Origin of the sequence: Halotalea alkalilenta DSM 17697 (genome assembly GCF_000621205.1) — a bacterium.
GTDB classification, from domain to species: Bacteria; Pseudomonadota; Gammaproteobacteria; order Pseudomonadales; family Halomonadaceae; genus Halotalea; species Halotalea alkalilenta.
Map to the genome: position 1 here is coordinate 1 of NZ_KK211236.1, position 19,164 is coordinate 19,164.

General features: G+C 57.3%; 17 protein-coding genes and 1 pseudogene. 1 reads left to right on the top strand and 17 read right to left on the bottom strand.

Features of this window, described 5'->3' with window-relative positions; translation table 11 throughout:
• The 16 genes and pseudogenes from Q376_RS25680 to Q376_RS0120490 form a co-directional block, all read right to left on the bottom strand.
• Positions 1 to 324: pseudogene (locus Q376_RS25680) on the bottom strand (IS110 family transposase); the annotation flags it as partial.
• Positions 325 to 814: 490 nt separating this feature from the next.
• Positions 815 to 1,678 (bottom strand): glycosyltransferase family 25 protein, encoded by an 864-nt coding sequence (locus Q376_RS24590; protein ID WP_081803684.1) that lies wholly within the window; start codon positions 1,676 to 1,678, stop codon positions 815 to 817.
• The gene (locus Q376_RS24595) at positions 1,620 to 2,408 is read right to left on the bottom strand and encodes a glycosyltransferase (RefSeq protein ID WP_081803685.1); all 789 of its coding nucleotides are present in this window, start codon (positions 2,406 to 2,408) and stop codon (positions 1,620 to 1,622) included. Before Q376_RS24595 ends, Q376_RS24590 begins: the two co-directional genes overlap by 59 nt.
• A 1-nt stretch (position 2,409) precedes the next feature.
• Complete coding sequence (locus Q376_RS24600; RefSeq protein ID WP_155834421.1) at positions 2,410 to 3,717, bottom strand: O-antigen ligase family protein; 1,308 nt, start codon at positions 3,715 to 3,717, stop codon at positions 2,410 to 2,412.
• A gap of 76 nt (positions 3,718 to 3,793) precedes the next feature.
• Positions 3,794 to 5,191: an undecaprenyl-phosphate glucose phosphotransferase gene (locus Q376_RS23795; RefSeq protein ID WP_052365614.1), complete on the bottom strand. Its 1,398-nt coding sequence runs from the start codon at positions 5,189 to 5,191 to the stop codon at positions 3,794 to 3,796.
• 132 nt (positions 5,192 to 5,323) lie between these two features.
• Entirely contained in the window at positions 5,324 to 6,448 is a 1,125-nt protein-coding gene (locus Q376_RS0120435; RefSeq protein ID WP_027351863.1) for a glycosyltransferase family 4 protein, read from the bottom strand.
• Positions 6,449 to 6,531: 83 nt separating this feature from the next.
• Positions 6,532 to 7,524 (bottom strand): glycosyltransferase family 4 protein, encoded by a 993-nt coding sequence (locus tag Q376_RS0120440; RefSeq protein WP_027351864.1) that lies wholly within the window; start codon positions 7,522 to 7,524, stop codon positions 6,532 to 6,534.
• Complete coding sequence (locus tag Q376_RS0120445) at positions 7,511 to 8,935, bottom strand: hypothetical protein (RefSeq protein WP_155834422.1); 1,425 nt, start codon at positions 8,933 to 8,935, stop codon at positions 7,511 to 7,513. Before Q376_RS0120445 ends, Q376_RS0120440 begins: the two co-directional genes overlap by 14 nt.
• A gap of 77 nt (positions 8,936 to 9,012) precedes the next feature.
• Positions 9,013 to 10,440, bottom strand: coding sequence for a mannose-1-phosphate guanylyltransferase/mannose-6-phosphate isomerase (locus Q376_RS0120450; protein WP_027351866.1), 1,428 nt, complete (start codon positions 10,438 to 10,440; stop codon positions 9,013 to 9,015).
• A 226-nt stretch (positions 10,441 to 10,666) separates the two neighbouring features.
• Positions 10,667 to 11,929, bottom strand: coding sequence for a serine hydroxymethyltransferase (gene glyA / locus Q376_RS0120455; RefSeq protein ID WP_027351867.1), 1,263 nt, complete (start codon positions 11,927 to 11,929; stop codon positions 10,667 to 10,669).
• Between the two features lie 220 nt (positions 11,930 to 12,149).
• Complete coding sequence (locus Q376_RS0120465) at positions 12,150 to 13,457, bottom strand: flippase (protein ID WP_027351868.1); 1,308 nt, start codon at positions 13,455 to 13,457, stop codon at positions 12,150 to 12,152.
• A gap of 49 nt (positions 13,458 to 13,506) precedes the next feature.
• Positions 13,507 to 14,397, bottom strand: coding sequence for a dTDP-4-dehydrorhamnose reductase (gene rfbD, locus Q376_RS0120470; RefSeq protein WP_027351869.1), 891 nt, complete (start codon positions 14,395 to 14,397; stop codon positions 13,507 to 13,509).
• On the bottom strand, positions 14,394 to 14,936 hold the full coding sequence (rfbC, locus tag Q376_RS0120475; RefSeq protein ID WP_027351870.1) for a dTDP-4-dehydrorhamnose 3,5-epimerase: 543 nt from the start codon (positions 14,934 to 14,936) through the stop codon (positions 14,394 to 14,396). Before rfbC ends, rfbD begins: the two co-directional genes overlap by 4 nt.
• Positions 14,937 to 14,940: 4 nt before the next feature.
• On the bottom strand, positions 14,941 to 15,810 hold the full coding sequence (rfbA, locus tag Q376_RS0120480; RefSeq protein ID WP_027351871.1) for a glucose-1-phosphate thymidylyltransferase RfbA: 870 nt from the start codon (positions 15,808 to 15,810) through the stop codon (positions 14,941 to 14,943).
• A gap of 53 nt (positions 15,811 to 15,863) precedes the next feature.
• Positions 15,864 to 16,934, bottom strand: a complete 1,071-nt coding sequence (gene rfbB, locus Q376_RS0120485) for a dTDP-glucose 4,6-dehydratase (protein WP_027351872.1) — start codon at positions 16,932 to 16,934, stop codon at positions 15,864 to 15,866.
• 45 nt (positions 16,935 to 16,979) lie between these two features.
• A complete protein-coding gene (locus tag Q376_RS0120490; protein ID WP_027351873.1) occupies positions 16,980 to 17,930 on the bottom strand; it encodes a glycosyltransferase family 2 protein in 951 nt (316 codons plus the stop codon).
• A gap of 229 nt (positions 17,931 to 18,159) precedes the next feature.
• Here Q376_RS0120490 and Q376_RS25015 point away from each other — a divergent pair, with 229 nt between their 5' ends.
• Positions 18,160 to 18,459: a hypothetical protein gene (locus Q376_RS25015; protein WP_027351874.1), complete on the top strand. Its 300-nt coding sequence runs from the start codon at positions 18,160 to 18,162 to the stop codon at positions 18,457 to 18,459.
• Here Q376_RS25015 and Q376_RS0120500 read toward each other — a convergent pair.
• Positions 18,406 to 19,083, bottom strand: a complete 678-nt coding sequence (locus tag Q376_RS0120500; protein ID WP_052365617.1) for a hypothetical protein — start codon at positions 19,081 to 19,083, stop codon at positions 18,406 to 18,408. The genes Q376_RS25015 and Q376_RS0120500 overlap by 54 nt on opposite strands.
• Between the last annotated feature and the right edge of the window lie 81 nt (positions 19,084 to 19,164).

A 19,164-nucleotide genomic window follows, 5' to 3' on the forward strand; every position in this document is an offset into this window, starting at 1 on the left:
GAACCCGAGCTGCTTGGCGAGTCGACGCATGGAACGTTGTTTGGTTTCCAGCGCCTGTGCCTCGTAGTACTGGAGTCCGTGTTCGACATACTCCAATCCTTTGACCATGACGCGCCAGAACAGCGCCGCGAGTTTGCGCGCCAGGGCGATATTGGCGATCAATCCACCTCGGCGACCCGCCATCCGACGGTAAAAACCGCCCAGCGCAATGTGTTTGCTGCGAGCGAGGCTGCGGGCCATGACGCAAAACAGGCGCCCAGCACGATTACGCCTGCGCTTGGCCGAGCGTTGGCGCTTACCGCTCTGATGACTCCCGGGGGCCAGCCCGGTCCAAGCTCCAAACGGCTCGGATTAAGTATCTATGCTATTAAAGAGTACCAAAGTAACCAACTATTGAAACAGCTTGGTCAGAATACCGTTGAGTCTCGAATGATTGGTATTGCATTGAATCCATTCAACCAAAATTCATCACTCTATGGTATGGCCTACCTACAGAATACAGCAGGGGGGAGGAGAGTATTTTCAAACCTTAAAACTCCAGAACGCGAAAAATTCATCGTGTACTTCATGTACCATGATCATCCAACTTGCTAAAAGTGGATACTATCATCTAGATCTACACTTCAACAATATACTAATTGATAAGCGGGGTCAGATGATTTGGATAGATACCCATATCAAACGGCTTCCCCAAAAGGCTGCAGCGCGCAGATATGTGCTTGATGAAATGATCGACCCAATAAAGCTTGAAGGCGCACAATATATAGCAAAAAAATTCGCGAATGAATAACACCCTACTTCTAACATTTTTCATTCACCACCCTAAGCGGTAAAGTTTCCTGAATTGTCGACGGATGAAACGCTTTGCTTCTCTCAAGCGCAGTACATTTTTGATACCATATCCTTTTCTTTGATATTTATAGCTTGCCTTAGCCACATCACGCTCTATCTCAATAGTACTGTTAGTCAATGTCGGTGCGGGATGAGCAATGAAATCGGCCAGGTATATTTCGTCAAAAGCACCATGATCATGCAAATAGCGCCAATCATCAGCGATGTAAAGCGACTGCTGGTGTAGTGTAACCATCTTTCGAACTACGGAAGTATGAATCAAATAACAACAGGTAGTACTAACATGTTTATAGCTTCGAATTGTCTTACTGAAAATAATCCCCGGAGCGACATAAAAGTTCTTCCATAAACTAAGCATTATATAGTCCCGCCATACTCTCTCATCTTGTCCTCCAAGAATATAGAGAGTGTTGGGGTCAAAATTCCCAAGGTCAATTCGACAAAAAGTATCGAAGCGCTCATCAATGAGCGCATCATCCTCAAGCACGATACTCCATTCATTTCCTTTTCTAAGAATATCTGAGTAAATTTTTTGATGACTCAACAAACAACCTATCTCACCGATAGAAATAGGACGATTCATTCGGCGTGAAAAATCGGAGGAATTGATCTCTCGTACATAGTCATCGTCGAGCTCACGACCGTCGACTGCACTTACCAGGGTATAGTCAATTTTCCGAGCACCGAAGTAGTCAATCAACGGCTTGCGTCTTTCTGGGGTTCTATCAAGAGAAAGCAAGTAAATCGGAATATTGGACATAATGGCATCACTGACTGGAGATAATCCTACCAAGCGGCGAGGATTCAGGGACGTTAGAAAGATCATGTGTTTTCAACACCTCATTGAAGAGGTGTATACAACAAGAACGAGATGTCAATAAATCGTTTAGCATTAGGCCGGGGTCCAGTAATTGACTGACCCGATCATATCCAATTGGATAAAGCACATCCACGGGCTTAGCATATCTTATCAAATCGAGTTTCCTTGCGAAGTGAGTAATGGCAGCAGGTCCTAGCGTGCCCCATTTCATCTTCTCACGGCGTACCGGAAAACCTAGACGTTTGCGCAACCACAGCTTATGTCGGCGCGATTTAGACATCCACTCAGGGATGAGATAAGGATCGCGCGCTGAGCGCAGCAGCTCTGCGATGAATACACTATCTCTTGGCGCTGCGAGTACAGCACCGTTGAGCCTATAGTCATTTTCAAGACCGAACAAGTAGCCATGATCAGGAAGCTCGATTGGCGCCACACAATATACATCGCAATCTACATAGACTCCTGTTTCACGACTTAACAGTTCATAACGGAATAAATCAGAGAAAAGCGCAAAACTTCCCGATGCACTATGCTGGAATACCTTTTCATTGCTAAGCACACTTTCGGCATTGCACCACTCGACTCCATCAGGTAGATCAGAAATAGGCTGATAAGCATGCAGCATTACCCTGTGTCCATGAACAACAAAGGATTTTAAGCACGCCGAAGCAATCGGACCGAGCTGCTTTCCAATCCAAAACGCATGGATAAGGGTAAGCTTATTCAAATGTGACATATTAACCATTCCCCTGAACTAAGCGACTCTGGATGATGCTATCACGGCCTAATGAAAAATATAATGCACTTATCACACAAAATAGCATGACAAGATCCGGATGGATGAAAAAGCTATCGAACAGGCAATAAATCATTATCAACAACAAAAAAAATGCAAAGTCACCTGATATGATCTTATCTTTAACTGCCATCAGTACGCCGCTAGAAAACAGAAGCAACATAACTAATAATCCTTTTATTCCTTTCAGCGAGAGAGCATCCAGATATTCATTATGGACATGATAAAGCATTGCTTCTAGGGCAGCTCTATTAGAATATTCATTTAACATCACATATTGTTGCAGATAAAAATAGCGCTCTCCAATACCATTACTCCAGGGAGATTCTAAGATAGCAAAAATCGATCCTTTCCACATTGAAAATCTCCCCCCCATGGAGGTATTCGGTTGCCCATTGAAATATTGAACAATTTCAAAATAAGTCGAAAATAATCTATTGGCCACATTGAAATGATATAAACATCCAAGAACAACCATTGAAAGAGTCAAAATTATCAATAAACGAATGTTTCGTGGACATGAGGGGAAAGACTTTCCTACATACCAAATACAGTATAGCGTTAACAATACCAACACTGATCGGGTATCTGTCAACCAGACAAAAATGAAACCACAGACGGCAACAATAATGCCACTACCTTTCTTGATTATAGAGAGAGTGTCAACTCCCTTACCAAAGGAAAATAGCATAATGATAATAAAAAAATATTCCATTGCTGTCGTAATTGGCCAGTCTCCTTTCAACTGAACACGCGATGAAGTATTTTGCCATTCGTCAATGCCCAGCACCAGAACCACTAATAGAAAAACAAATAACCCCATTGCCATAAAAATAAGAAATATCGGGCGTTGATAAATTTTCACACCGTATAGGCAAATGAACAATGGAATACTAATAACCATTGCTAATCCAGAATAAAAATGACGACTATATATACTTGACAATTGGTAGTAATTCTCTCCTATATTAATGACGAGACCCTCTTCCTGCTGGCCATATACTAAAGACCAACTCAGCTCTAATCCACCCACCATTATAATGGCAACAAGAAAAACCTTTACCCAAAATGGTGAACGAAGAAACCATTCTACTATCAGTTTTGCACGCAACAAGCAGAACAAAGAAGCCAGTATGACAGCGGCATAATATGCATGCCACGCTGCGCGATCATCGATCAATGCTCCACCTAATGCGACACATAACAAGATGACCACAGCATATTGAATTTTTGTAAGAAAAGCAGACACACTATCCCCCGCAGTTAGCCGTTCGTGTAATGTTGCATATTTTTATATCAAAAATATTACTACAAATGTAGTCTGATTAATAAGCATTTTTATCGGCAAATCCCCTGAAAATCGTGAGGAAAATTATCTTCAGGTCGAGCCAGACCGACCAGTTCTCAATATACCAGAGGTCGAATTCGATTCTCTTTTCCAGACTGGTATCGCCACGCCAGCCGTTGATCTGCGCCCAGCCGGTAATGCCTGCCTTGACCAGATGCTTTTGCATGTAGCCTGGGATCTCATGCTGGAATTGGCGCACGAACACGGTGCGTTCGGGCCTTGGCCCCACGATCGACATATCGCCTCTGAGCACGTTGATGAACTGCGGCAGCTCATCGAGGCTGGTCTTGCGGATGAAGGCCCCGAACCGGGTCGTCGCCTTGCTCCTGGCACCACCCCACTGAACGCCGTTGCTCTCTGACTCCACCGCCATCGAGCGGAACTTGAGCATCTGGAACGGTCGGCCGTTCCAACTGACCCGCTCCTGGCGATAGAAGATCGGACCCGGCGAGCTGAGCCTCACACCGATGGCGAGTGCTGCGAGCAGAGGCGAAACGATCAGCAGGATGCTGCAGGATAGCGCCACGTCGAGACTGCGCTTCTTGAACCGGCTCCAACCGGTCATCGGCGAACAGCTCACGTTGATCAGGTACATTCCAGCGATGGTCGAGGCGCTGTGGTTGATCAGCCGCAGGTCCGACATGTTGGGCATCAGCCGGATGTTGGCCGCTACGGTGTCGAGCGAGTTGATGATCCGATGCGCGTCCCTGCCGCGGGAAAGCGGCAGACACACCCATACTTCGTCCTCGACCACGGTCAGGCGCTTGCCGAATTCGTAGTTGTCCACCACGCCGCTGTACTTCTTGAGCCGACTCTTGAGTCGGTAGTCGATCACCAGTACCCGCGCGATGTCGAAGCTGCGCGTCTTGTCTCGACGCAGCGCATAGAAGGCCGTTCGACAAGACGCCGCATCCCCGATCAGCAGCACCCGGCGACGGTTGCGCCCACGGCTGCGAAAGCGATAGATGATCGGATAGGCGATGATCCTGACCACCAAGGAAAGCACCACGCCGATGCCCAGCCAGCTCGCCATCCACAGCCTGGAGAAATCGAACAGCTGGAAGGCGAACATCACCACTACGATGGCCACGCACCAAAGGGAATAGGCGCCCACCAGCCGCGCCGCCAGGTAGGCACGCCGGCGGCCGCGCCAGGACTGATAGAGGCCACAAAAGGGGAACAGCCAGAGCTGGAGCAGGCCACCCACCAGGATCGCCCAGTGGTAGCGCTCGTATTCGATCGACCAGCTACCGAAACGCAGCGCATAGGCCATCCAGCCCGCCGCCAGAACCACGGAAAAATCGGCCCCGCGCGCCATCAGGGAGGTCAGCCAGTCAGGGCTGCGAGGGGTGAAGCGTTCATCGAAAACCGACATTATGACACCAGAGTCCTTTCCACCACCGCATGTCCCGCTCGTATAACGATGCGCCGACGTTCATGGGGGCGGAGAGGATATCACTCTTCTCCCCTGGAAATGCGCCCCCTCGCGGGGACGCATACATCGTCGCTAGAAGCCTCGCTGCCGACGAAACTCAGACCAGCGCTCATCGACGAAGTTCTTGAACCGTTCATCGAACCGCTGCCTGGAGAAGCGCTCGGCGTGGCTTCGAATGAGCGCGGGCGAACGTTTCACCCCTTCGCGCTCGAACCGCTCGACCGCGGCGACGATGCCGGCACAGCTCTGCTCGTGGAAGTGAATCCCCGTCTCGCCGTCCACCACCGTCTCCAGCGCACCACCGCGCCCGTAGGCGATGACCGGCGTGCCGCACGCCTGGGCCTCGATCGGCATGATGCCGAAATCCTCCTCCGCGGCGAAAACGAACGCCTTGGCCTGCTCCATGTAATGCTTGAGCTCAGCGAAGGGCTGATAGCCAAGATAAGTGATGTTGGGGGTCAGCATCTGTTTGATCTGCCCCATCTGCTCGCCATGACCGATCACCACCAGACGCTTGTCCGGCATTTTGGTGAACGCCTCTACGATCAGCGCGACGCGCTTGTAGGGCACGAGCCTGGAGGCCGCCAGGTAGAAGTCGTCTTTCTCCTCGACCAGGGAAAAGTCGTCCACCGCCACGTTCGGGTAGATGACCTCGGCATCCCGGCGATAGACCTTGTTGATCCTTCTCGCGATGTAGCGAGAATTGGCAACGAAGAAGTCGACGCCATTGGCGGTGCGGACGTCCCACAGACGCAGCCGGTGGAGCAGATAGCGCGCAACGATGCCTTTGATCCCCTTCCCCATCCCGGATTCGGCCAGATACTGATGCTGGAAGTCCCAAGCATAGCGGATCGGCGTATGGCAGTAGCAGACGTGCAGCTGGTCGGGCCCGGTCAGCACGCCCTTGGCGACCGCGTGGGAGCTGGAAATGATCACGTCGTAGGCGGCGAGGTCGAACTGCTCGACCGCATAGGGCATCAGCGGCAGATACTTCTGATAATGGGTTTTCGCTTTCGGCAGCCTCGAGATGAAAGACTGCTTCACCTCGTGCTCGACGAAGCGCGTTTGCGAAAAAGCATCAGGATCATAGACGCAGGTATACACGTCAGCCTCGGGGAAAAGACCGAGGATAGCCTCTTCGACCTTCTCGGAGCCGGCATAGGAGATCAGCCAGTCCGTCACCAGCGCAATTTTCACTTAGAGACAGCCCCTTCCCTTCGAATTCATATCTTCATCCATGACGATCGACCATTCCGCTCGTTCGCCTTTGACCATCTTAGTCACTGCAAGGCCAGCCGAACGCGTTCAGCCACACGCTCCCAACTGAACGAGCGCGCTCTCTCGATGCCTTTGTCTCGCAGGCGGGCACGCAGGTCTGCATCGTCATGCAGCCGCTCAATCCCCTGGCGTATTTCGTCCACGCGCAGGGGGTCGACCAGCCATGCGGCGCCACCCGCGATCTCAGGCAGCGAGGTGACGGTCGAGGTCAGCACCGGTGTACCGCACGCCATCGCTTCGACCACTGGCAAGCCAAAGCCCTCGTACAGGGAGGGAAAGAGCAACGCAATGGCATGACGATAGCAGGCTGCGAGTTGGGCATCATCCAAACGCCCAGTGAAGCGGATGCGTGAAGCCACGCCGAGACGGCTAATCTGTTCATCGAGCTCGGCAGTACTCTCCCCGGTCATCATCAGCTGTACGTCTTCGGGCAGGTGGGCTTCGGCGAAGGCTTCGATCAGGCGTCGCTCGTTCTTATGCGACTTACGGTTACTGACGCAAAAGAAGTAGCGAGACGTAGAGGGTGACTCTCCGGGCGCCGCTTCAACGCCGAAGACGCTCGACACCCCATTGCCGACGTTGATCACGCGCTCGGGCGAGGCACCGCTCCAATCGATGATCCGCTGCCGGGAGAAAGCGGAGACCGTGAGCACACGGCGAGCCTGTCGACAGGCGGGTTTGAGCACCTGAGCATAGTAAAGGCGCTTCAGCGCGCTGCTGCCCTCATCGACGTCGATGTGATTGAGATCATGCACGGTAATCACGCTACGTGACCGGGCGAACAGCGGAGCATTGTAGCCAGGAGTGAACAGACGCTGGTGCGGATGCCTGAGCAACCAAAGGCCGGTCTTCAGCGGATCCAGCGCACCGCTCGGCTTGCCGCCCAGTTGGATTCCATGCAGGCCGTCTACGCGTTGAAAGAGCTCGCCAGCGAAGCGCCCGATGCCATGCTCACCAATCCAACGCTCGTCGAAAGCGTACTCAAAGCTGCTCATCAGCGGCACCTGATGAACGACGAAGCCTGCTTGCCTCGCCAAAGAAACAGCCGATCATCGTCCAGAAGAAGAAATAGCCTACACGACCTGCGAGCGATGAATTCACCCAACCTCCGACCAGAGAATAAATGAGGTATCCCACCAGCGTGAGCCCGAACACCAGCATGACCCGACTCTCCCTCCACCCATGCTCTCGCATGGCCGAGCGCATCGTCATGATCACGGCGACCGCCAGAGCGACGAGCCAGGCAACGAAGGCAATGGCCCCCCAAAGCCCTAGCTCGATGCCGAATTGGAACCAGAGCCCGTCGGTGATGATCCTACTGTCGGCGCTGATACCTTGGCTCCCCCATCCGAGAGGAGCCTCGCCACTTCGAATGAACTCCATCGCTTGAAGAGCTTCGGCCCTGTGGTCTTCATTCGACCCTTGAGATAGCCCCGCAGAACTATCGAAACGCTCCACGATCAGCCAGTTCGAGCTAGTTGTTTGCGTCGGAAACGATGGATCCACCGAGTGATGGGCGATCGAATTATAGGCAGTGAGCACCACACAGGAAAATGCGGTGATCGCGACGACGATCGCCAATCGCGTCGAGTAGCGCCTACGATCGCTTGCCAAGACGAACCAAAGAATCGTCAGCAATGCACACCAACCCGCGGTCGCGGCCAATGCATAACGGGACATGGCCAAGTACTGCACGGACGCGAGCATGACGACCGCCAATCCCGACAGCCAGCTCCCTTCACTGAGATAATACTGATAGCTGAAGACGAGGAAGAGGAATATCACCGCTGCAAAAATGATCGAATTCCCCACCAGCGCAGTTGGCCTCACCCAACCAAGCGGTGGAAAGCCCAGCACCTCCTCCCCCATCAACACTAGCCAGCCTTCGCCGACTGCATATCCGAGCAGATACTGCAAGATGCCGATGCTAGAGAGGAGAATTCCCGCCACCAGGAAAAGCTGGCTGGAAAGACGGCTGGACGTCGCATGGAACGCATATGCGCCTAACGCACAGAACGGAATGAAGAAATATGAAAGGCTAGCCTTGATCGCAAGGACCGGGTCAGGCGCATAGAGCAGCTGATAGCTCAATGCCAGGATTACACCGAAAGCGAGAAGAGCGACCAAGGTGAGGCCGGGAATGCAATTCAACCGCTGCCAACCGCCCATGATGCCCAACGCGGCACAAACGGTGGCAGCCAGGAAGATCGCATAAGTACCGGCGTTCACACCTTCTGCATGCACCAGATAGGCATAAAGGTTGGATAATTCACCACTCAGCAAGACCAGCAGGCATGCCGAAAGAAAGATACCGCCCATCCAGCGTGATTCAGTCCTCAAAATAATGCCTCTATATTTTTCATGACCGCATCGTCGTTTCCCGACATTCACTGAAAAATAGAGCATGCTTGCAATTTATCCAGGAGAATGGCGAGCATTTCGAGCGACGCTGCTCCTCCACTCCCCTGCCTGCCGTCCCGTCCTTACCGAGAGCGACCGTAGAGATCCTCGAAACGAACGATATCGTCCTCGCCGAGATAGGCGCCGGATTGAACCTCGATCAATTCGAGCGGGATTTTTCCGGGATTGGACATGTAATGCGTAGCGCCCAAAGGAATGTAGACCGACTCATTTTCCGCGACCAGTTTTTCTTCCCCGTCGATCCCCACCAGGGCCGTGCCCGAGACCACGACCCAATGCTCGGAACGATGGTGGTGCATCTGCACCGAGAGCTTCTGGCCAGGATTGACGGTGATTCGCTTGACCTGATAGCGCGCCTCCATGTCGATGGAGTCGTACTTGCCCCAGGGACGATAGACTTCCCGGTGATTGTCGTGCTCGCAGCGGCCTTCCCGCTTGAGCTGCTCGACGACGAGCTTGACCCGCTGATCCTGATCCTTGCGCGTGATCAGGACCGCATCCTTGGTTTCTACGACGACGAGATCCTCGACCCCTACCGTCGCGACCAGTCGATGGCTCGAATGGACCAGGGTGTTATGGGTGGTGTCGGCTATCACGTCGCCGGTGAGTACGTTGCCATCCTGATCCTTGTCGCTGATTTCCCAAAGCGAAGACCAAGAGCCGATGTCACTCCACCCCGCCTGCAGCGGCACTACCGCGACGCGCGGGTCCTTTTCCATCACCGCATAGTCGATCGAATCGCTCGGGCAGCGCGAAAAAGCCTCGGCATCGACACGAATGAAGTCCAAGTCCGCGGCGGCACCTTCGATCGCGGCCTCGCAAGCAGCCAGCATATCGGGCGCATACTGGCCGAGCGCTCCCAGGTAGCGGTCGGCGCGCATCAGGAACATGCCGCTGTTCCAGAGATACTCGCCGCTTTCCAGATAGCGTGCAGCCGTCTGCGCATCCGGTTTTTCGACGAATCGCTGCACCGCGAAACCCGCATCCAGCGCTTTGCCCCGCTGGATGTAACCGTAGCCGGTTTCTGCGCGGGAAGGCACGATACCGAAGGTCACCAGATGCCCTTGTGCCGCAAGCGGCACCGCGCGACGGACCGCGGCCTGGAAGGCCTCGACGTCCTGGATCACGTGATCGGCAGCCAGAACCAGCAGCAGCGCACTCTCCGCGGCGCCTGCACGCTCGGCCTGCAGCGCACCGAGAGCGATCGCGGGAGCGGTGTTGCGGCCTTCGGGCTCGAGCAACAGGCAAGTGTCGCCGATCTCGGAGGCACGAAGCTGCTCGGCGACCAGAAATCGATGTTCCTCGTTACAGATGACGATCGGTGCGGTACAGGGCAGCCCCTCGAGACGCGCCAGGGTCTGCTGGAGCAAAGTCCCTTCACCGAGGAGATCAAGAAACTGCTTGGGCCGCAGACGCCTGGAAAGCGGCCATAGGCGAGTTCCGCTGCCGCCCGCCATGACGACCGGAGTGATCACCGCTTCGCTGTTCAAATCGATCCCCTCTTCACCATAGTCACGCCTGTCCGTGTGCCTGCGCCTGATACGCGCGAACGGAAATATGAACTGAATTGAACGTGCTCCGTTCCAAACAATGTAGCAATCATTGCTCTACTCGACCGCCACGCCGGAAGAAGAAAAACAAAAACCATACTCGCCTGCGCGAATATGGTTCCTGTCCTTGCTACTCAGCTGTCCGACACGAGATGGTGCTCAAGGCTTAGCCATACACCGGCAGCCGCTTGCACACCGCCTCGACCTCACCACGAACGCGAGTCTCGACCTCGCTGCTATCGCCCTTGGCCAGCGCATCGAGGATGTCGCAGATCCAGCCGGCCAGCGCCTTGCACTCGGCCTCTTCGAAGCCGCGGGTGGTGACGGCCGGGGTGCCGATACGCAGGCCGGAGGTGACGAACGGGCTCTGCGGGTCGTTGGGCACCGAGTTCTTGTTGACGGTGATGTGCGCTCGGCCAAGGGCCGCATCGGCGTCCTTGCCGGTGATGCCCTGCTTGACCAGGGAAAGCAGGAAGAGGTGGTCCTCGGTACCGCCGGAGACGACATCGAAGCCTCGCTCGAGAAACACCCCGGCCATGGCCTTGGCATTCTTGACCACCTGGCGCTGGTAGACCTTGAACTCGGGCTCGAGCGCTTCCTTGAAGCACACCGCCTTGGCGGCGATCACATGCATCAGCGGGCCGCCCTGCTGGCCGGGGAAGACGGCGGAGTTGAGCTTCTTGTAGAGATCCGCGTCGCCGCTGGCCGAAAGAATCAGGCCGCCGCGGGGGCCACGCAGGGTCTTGTGGGTGGTGGTGGTCACGACATGGGCATGCGGCAGCGGAGAAGGATACTCGCCCGCGGCGACCAGGCCCGCGACGTGGGCCATGTCGACGAAGAACCAGGCACCGACGCCGTCGGCGATCTCGCGAAAGCGAGCCCAGTCGATCACTTGGGAATAGGCGGAGAAACCAGCGATGATCATCTTAGGCTGGTGCTCCTTGGCGAGCCGCTCGATCGCGTCATAGTCGATCAAACCCTGCTCGTCGAGGCCATACTGGATCGCATTGTAGTGCTTGCCGGAAAAGCTCGGCTTGGCGCCGTGGGTCAAGTGGCCACCGGCATCGAGGCTCATGCCGATCACGGTGTCGCCGGGAGAGACCAGCGCCTGGAACACCGCGGAATTGGCCTGGGAACCGGAGTGCGGCTGGACGTTGGCGTAGTCGGCGCCGAACAGCTGGCAGGCGCGCTCGATGGCGAGTTGTTCCACCTTGTCGACGAACTCGCAGCCACCGTAGTAGCGCTTGCCCGGATAGCCTTCGGCATACTTGTTGGTCAGCTGGCTGCCCTGCGCCTCCATGACGCGAGGACTAGTGTAGTTCTCGGAGGCGATCAGCTCGATGTGATCCTCCTGACGCTGGACTTCTTCGTCGATCGCGCTCAGCAGAACGTCATCGTAGCCGGCGATGGTCATGTCACGGGTGAACATGAAGCATTCCTCATTGCAAGGTGGCGGTTGGAAATCTGGCTGACCAATGCGTCACCGCGGGGCCCGGGGCGATGAGTATCGACGAATTCCCGGCGGGGCGGGATCGAGGCCTTCTGCGGCGCGATGGGGTCGAGATGGGCGCCATGATAGCGCAGGCCCCTGCGCTTTACACGAGCGATGGCGTGATCGGCGCAGGCGATGTCGCGCTGAAACTCCCGGGCTAGCGCGCCTTGGCATCCACCAGCCGTGCTGATACCCAAGTCAGCACCAGCAGATCCACGAGCACCCGCAGGCACCAGACGAAGGCTACCGCGGAGATGCTCTGATACCAGACCAGCGCCACCGACAGCGCCGCCAGATAGAGCGGGACTTCCGCCAGATGGATCAATGCGGTGGCCTTGGAGGCACCCGAGGCCTGGATGACACAGAAGGGCACCTGGGCGAGCGAGTTGAACAGCACCCCCAGCGAAATCCAGAACAGCACCCAATACCCTTGCTCGCGGAACTCGGGCCCAAGCCACCACTCGAGCCCCCAGCCACCGGCGCTGATCAGGCAAAGGCTGGCCACCCCCACCAGCCCGGCGATCAGCATACCGAAGCGCTTGGTCAACGAGCGCACCTCTTCGACGTTTCGTTCGGAGAGCGCCTTCGACACCGCCGGGAAGAGCACGCTGACAATAGCAACCGGAACCACCAGCACCTTGGTAACGATCTCGTAGGGCGCGGAGTAGTAGCCGACCAGCGCGACGGAGAGGAAGCTGCCGATCAAGAAACGGTCGAAGTAGACCATGATCGGGCTGACCACGTTCGAGACCGTCATCCATCCGCCGAAGGCGAACAGCTCCTTGAGCAGCGCGGGTTGGATCGAACCAATCGAAAAGCGCAGATGACGTTGGTTGGCCAGGAGATAGGCGAAGAACATGGCGATCCGGGCCAGCAGCAGCGATAGCACCGCGAGCGAGAAACTGTCACTGACCAGGTAGAACGCATAAGGGCCGACCAAGAACCAGGCATTGATCGGGATCTTGACCAGGTTGATCAGGCGGAACTCAGCGTAGCTTTCAAGACACGAGCGCATCACCGTCGCCCAGATGGTGAAAGGGATCGCTATCGCCGTCCATCTGAAGGCATCACGAACCGCTGGAATCAGCGCCGCATCGACATTGAACACCCTGGTCGCGAGCACCTCGGAGCACGACCAGAACAGCACCCCGCCGAGCAGGCCCATGACGCAAACCACCGGCAGCGCGGTGGAATAGACCAGCTGGTTGCGCGCGGCTTCTCCCGCACCGATGTTGCGCGAAAGCAGGAAGGTCAAAGCGCGGCTGATGCCGAGATCGAAAAGGGTGAAGTAGCCGATCAGCATCCAGATGATCGACAGCACCCCGAACAGCTCGACACCCATCTGCCTGATGATCAGCGGAATGAACACCAAGCCCACGGCCAGGGGCACGATGAAACCGGCCAGGCTCCAGGCAATGTCGCCGGAGTGCCCTGACCGCAGCCTCCCCAGCACTTTAGCGATCACCGCACGGCTCCATTGCCGCGATGTCCATTGCCGGTCGCGAGCGATCTTCTCATCGCCGTACCGCCAGCGCGGCGAGCATGGACTCGAGATCCACTCTCCAGTCGCTCGGCGCTATCGCCGCCTCGCGCTCGAGCTTCGAGCAATCCAGGACCGACCAAGCCGGTCGATGCGCCGGGGTCGGATACTCATCGGTCGACAACCGGCGCAGGCGCGGCACGCGCGCAAGCACTGCCAGCGCCTGCGCGCGCTGGAAGATCGTCTCGGCGAAGTCATACCAAGTGCAGGCAGGCGCACCGGCGAAGTGATAAACCCCGCCACCGGGTGGCGATGAGGAGACCATCGCATCACTGAGCCGCCACAGCGCCTCGGCGATGCTCACCGCAGAAGTCGGGCAGCCCCATTGGTCCGCGACGATGCCGAGTTCATCGCGCTCAACGCCAAGCCTCAGCATCGTCTTGACGAAATTCTGGCCGTGGATGCCGAATACCCAGCTGGTCCGCAGCACCAGGCTTTCGGGCGAGGCGGCCAGCAGCGCCCTCTCACCGGCCAGCTTGCTGGCGCCATAGACGCTGTTCGGCGCGGTAGGATCGTCCTCCCGATAAGGGCGATCGCAGTCTCCGCTGAAGACGTAGTCGGTGGAGACGTGCAGCACCGGGATCCCAGCGGCGGCGGCGGCCCGGCCGAGTCGGGCGGGTCCATCCCGATTGACCGCGAAGGCGAGCTCCGGCTGACTCTCGGCGCGATCGACGGCCGTATAGGCCGCGGCGTTGATGACCTGCTCGGGCCGCCAGCGCGCGAAGGCCGCATCGATCGCGCCAGGGTCGGTGAGGTCGAGCTCGCTCGAGCCGACACCGATGGCCTCGACATCGAGCGGTGCGCGTTCGAGCAGCGCTGTGCCGACCTGCCCCGTCGCACCGACGACCAGCACCCTTCGGCTCAAGACACCTGCTCCAACAGCTCGCGCAAGGTCGGATTGGCCGCATCCTTGTCCGAGAGCAGCGGAGACTCGATGGGCCAGTCGATGCCGATCTGCGGATCGTTCCAGACCACCCCGCCCTCGTCGCCCGGCAGATAGTAGTCGGTGCACTTGTACTGGAAATCGGCGATCTCGCTGAGCACGCAGAAACCGTGCGCATAGCCAGGGGGAATCCAGAGCTGGCGCTGGTTTTCGTCGTTGAGTTCGATCCCGAAGTATTGGCCGCAAGTCCGAGAGGCGGGATCGATGTCGACCGCTACGTCGTAGACGGCTCCGCGACTGACTCGCACCAGCTTGCCCTGCGGCCTGGTGCGCTGGAAATGCAGCCCCCTCAGCACTCCCCGCGAGGAGCGCGAGTGGTTGTCCTGGACGAACGCCGGCTCGATGCCAGCCTCGCGATAGCGCTCGGCCTGGAAGGTCTCGAGGAAAAAGCCCCGCGCATCCCCGAATACCTTGGGTTCGAGCACCAGGACGCCGGGCAGGTGTGTCTCAATGACTTTCATCGAACTACTCCGATCGGCAAATCTGCAACAGGTACTGCCCATAGCCGGTTTTTTCCAGCCGCTGCGCCTCGGCCAGCAATCGATCATGGGTAAGCCACCCTTGGCGATAGGCGATCTCTTCGAGACAGGCGATCTTGAGGCCCTGCCGGGTTTCGAGAATATGCACGAACTGGCTCGCCTCCATCAGTGAGTCATGGGTTCCGGTGTCGAGCCAGGTGAACCCCCTGCCGAGCAGCTGCACGCGCAATTCGCCAAGCTCGAGGTAGGCATTGTTGATCGCCGTGATCTCGAGCTCGCCCCGCGCCGATGGACGCACTCGCTTGGCGATGTCCACCACTTTGTTGTCGTAGAAGTAGAGCCCCGTCACCGCATAGGGCGAGCGCGGTCGCTCAGGCTTCTCCTCGATCGAGAGTGCGCGCCCCTCGTGATCGAACTCGACCACGCCGAAACGCTCCGGATCGGCGACGCGGTAGCCGAAGATCGTCCCCCCCGAAGAATGGGCCGCCGCTTCGCGCAGCATCGCGCTGAAGCTCTGCCCGTAGAAGATGTTGTCGCCTAGAATCAGGCAGACATCGTCGTCGCCGATGAAGGACTCACCGATGATGAACGCTTGGGCCAACCCGTCGGGAGAGGGCTGCTCACGATAGCAAAGCGACACGCCGAAGCAGCTGCCATCGCCGAGCAGCTTGCGGAAATTGGGCAGATCCTCGGGCGTGGAGATGATCAATATCTCACGGATGCCTGCCAGCATGAGCACCGACAGCGGATAGTAGATCATCGGCTTGTCGTAGATCGGCAACAGCTGCTTGGAGACGCCGCGGGTGATCGGGTGCAGTCGCGTACCTGAACCGCCGGCAAGAATGATTCCCTTCATAGCTCCTCCTCATGGACGAATCGAGCGGATCGCGCCCATTCCGCCACGCGTTCTCAAGCGCCAGAACCCAGACGGCCCAGGCGATAGTCGCCGTCGAGCACGCGCTGCCACCACTGCCGGTTCTCCAAGTACCACACCACCGTCTTGCGCATCCCGCTATCGAAGCTCTCGCGGGGAGTCCAGCCCAACTCGCGCTGCAGCTTGGAAGCATCTATCGCATAGCGCTGATCGTGCCCCGGACGGTCGGGAACGAAGGTGATCAATTCCCGGTAGGCGCCGACCCCCGCCGGCTTCTGCGGTGCGAGCTCCTCGAGCAGCTCGCAGATCCGCTCGACCACTTCCAGGTTACGTTTCTCGTTGTGGCCACCGATATTATAGGTCTCACCCACCCGCCCCCGGGTCACGACTTCGATCAGTGCGCGGGCATGGTCCTCGACGTACAACCAGTCGCGAATCTGGCCACCATCGCCATAAACCGGCAGCGGCTCGCCTTTCAGCGCGTTGAGGACCATATGGGGAATCAGCTTTTCGGGGAAATGGTAGGGCCCGTAATTGTTCGAACAATTGGTGATGACGATGGGCAAACCATAGGTACGGTGCCACGCCCTGACCAGATGATCGGAACCAGCCTTTGAGGCGGAATAGGGAGAACTCGGCGCATAGGCCGTGGTCTCGACGAAGAACTCCTCGCTGCCATGCAGGTCCCCATAGACCTCGTCGGTGGAGACGTGATGAAAACGAAAAGCCGCTTTCTCGTCCTGCGCGAGCGTCATCCAGTGGCGGCGCGCCGCCTCGAGCAGGGTATAGGTACCGAGCACGTTGGTGCGGATGAACTCACCGGGGCTATCGATCGAACGATCGACATGCGACTCGGCGGCGAGGTGCATCACTGCGTCGGGACAAAACTCGGCAAAGATGGCATCCAGCGCTTCGCGATCGCAGATGTCGACATGATGGAAGTCGTAGCGCTCGGAATCGTGCACGCTCTGCAGCGACTCCAGGTTTCCCGCATAGGTCAGCGAATCGACGTTGGCGACCCTGTGCGGCGTGGACTGGATCAAGCGGCGAACCACCGCTGAACCGATGAATCCAGCACCACCGGTGACGAGGATACGTTTGCTCATGCTAGTCGTTCCATTCAAGGGGCGGTCCGTGCAGGGCTTGTGGTCTCAACGGCCCTTGACGATGATGCGAGCCACTACTCGCGCCTTGGCGTACTCCCCGCGGCGCAGACGATTGAGCCAGACGAGAAAGAGACTCGCCCAGACGATCGGCAAGCGTAGCGGATGGAACCTGCGGGTCAACTTGAGCCGGTTCCTGACGATGTAGTAATCGGAAAGCGCGCTGGTACCGGAGGCGGTGCTCGCCCCTTCCTTGTGATACACCACGCTGTCGAGGCTGACCCCGAGCCGGAAGCGCCCCTTGGCGCGCAGGCAGAGATCGAGCTCTTCGTAATACAGGAAGTAGTCCTCGCGAAGCATCCCCACCTGCTCGAGCAGAGGGCGGGAAAGCAGCATCGATGCGCCGATCACGTAATCGATCTGCTCTTCCACCAATGCGCGATCATAATGGCCTTCACTGGGAGACAAAGCCTCATAGTGGCGGGTGGTGCAGAGCCAAGGATTATAGCAGCCACCCAAACCCTGCAGTTTGCCACGGTCGTGCGCATAAACCAGCTTGGCACCGCAGATGCCGATCGAGGGGTCCTCGCGACACCGCTCGACCATCTTCGACAAGCAGTCGGGGGCCACTTCGGTATCGTTGTTCAACAACCAGACGTACTCCATGTCCGGTTGATTCAGCGCCATCCGGATACCGACGTTGTTGCCGCCAGCGAAGCCAAGGTTCGCCCCGGTCTGGATCAGATACAGGCAGGATTCCCGCTCGTCGACCACATGACGGCTCGCCTCCTGTGCGCTCAGCTCGCGCAGGGACAGCTGCATCCTGTCCTCAGGCGCCTGGGCCTCGACCCACTGCTTGATCACCTCGTATGAATCGTCCTGCGAGCGGTTGTCGCAGACCAACAGCCTGAATCGCTGCCCGCTCATGGCGAACAGACTGCGCAGGCAGGCGATCGTGTCTTGGGCGCCCTGCCAGTTCAAAATAACGATATAAACCATGTTTTTCCAAGACACTCCATGACCCAGGACCAGTCCCGCGCGCGGCGATCATAGAACCAACCGCTGCCCGCGAACCGCCCCGCATCATGTCATGCTGGCTTTCGGCTTACCATGTCGACGACGCGCCGATCCATCGGGAACATCCCCCCGCCACTGGGGTCTCAAAGCCTGTATCCCGCCTGCTCATGCATGCCTCGACCATGCCTCGACCAAGGAAGCCCGGACGACGATGACCAGGAGAGAAACGACGAACCACCCTCGACGCCGCTGGCGCGAGCATCTCGGCGGCATGCTCATCGCGCTATCGATTCTGGCGCTGACCATGGCGGTGGTGATCGGCCCCGGCACCAGCGCCGGACATCGGCTCTACGAGCGGATCGAGGCCTGGGTCGCCTACATCGCGCCGGTCGACGACGAAACCCTGGACCTGGCTGCGACAGATCCTCCCCGCTCCACGAACGCGGCTCAGCCAGATTCAGCCGTAGTGGCGACGCAAGCGCTGGGCGAAGAAGTAGAGCTCGATCACTGAGAAGAGGATGAGCAGGTAGCCGATCGATTCGGAGCACTCCTCGACCATGTCCTTGACGATGCGCAGATAGTCGTCGCCCATCGCCGCCTGCCACATCTTCCCGCGACCCAGCAGACGGGAGAAGACGAAGGTGGACAGGAACCCCGCCAGGAAGAGTCCGAACGGCATCGAGGTGAAATAGAGCCGCATCTCGACGAACAGCCGATGACGATAGTGGAACAGATAGTAGAGTGTCGGCAGCGCTACCAGCGTCACCGGCCATTTCCAGAAACCGTGGCTGATCAGATCATCCATCAGCGCATCGTTTTCTCTCAGCAGCGCCGAGAGCGCGAACATCGCCATGACCATCAAGCCGACACGGAAAAATCCGAAGTACCGCCGCACCGCCAGGAGACCGATGACGGTAAACGCCAGGATGCAACTCTGGGTGATCTCGGTGAAAGACCACTCGGAGAATTTGAGCGAGGCATCGTTTCCGCGCTGGGCATCCCACAGCATGCCTTGGGCGTAGCCAACGATGACGAGAATGTAGAACACCACTCGCAGCAATACGCCAGTGCAGTCACGGGGAGAAAGCAATGGCACCTGCGCGCCATCGGGAAGATCATTGAGGAACTTGGTCACGGGTCACTCTAATTAGCAAGCTATTAAATTTTCGGATGGCGCGCATTTTGCCACAAATCAGCAGCGCCGGTGGTCAATTTT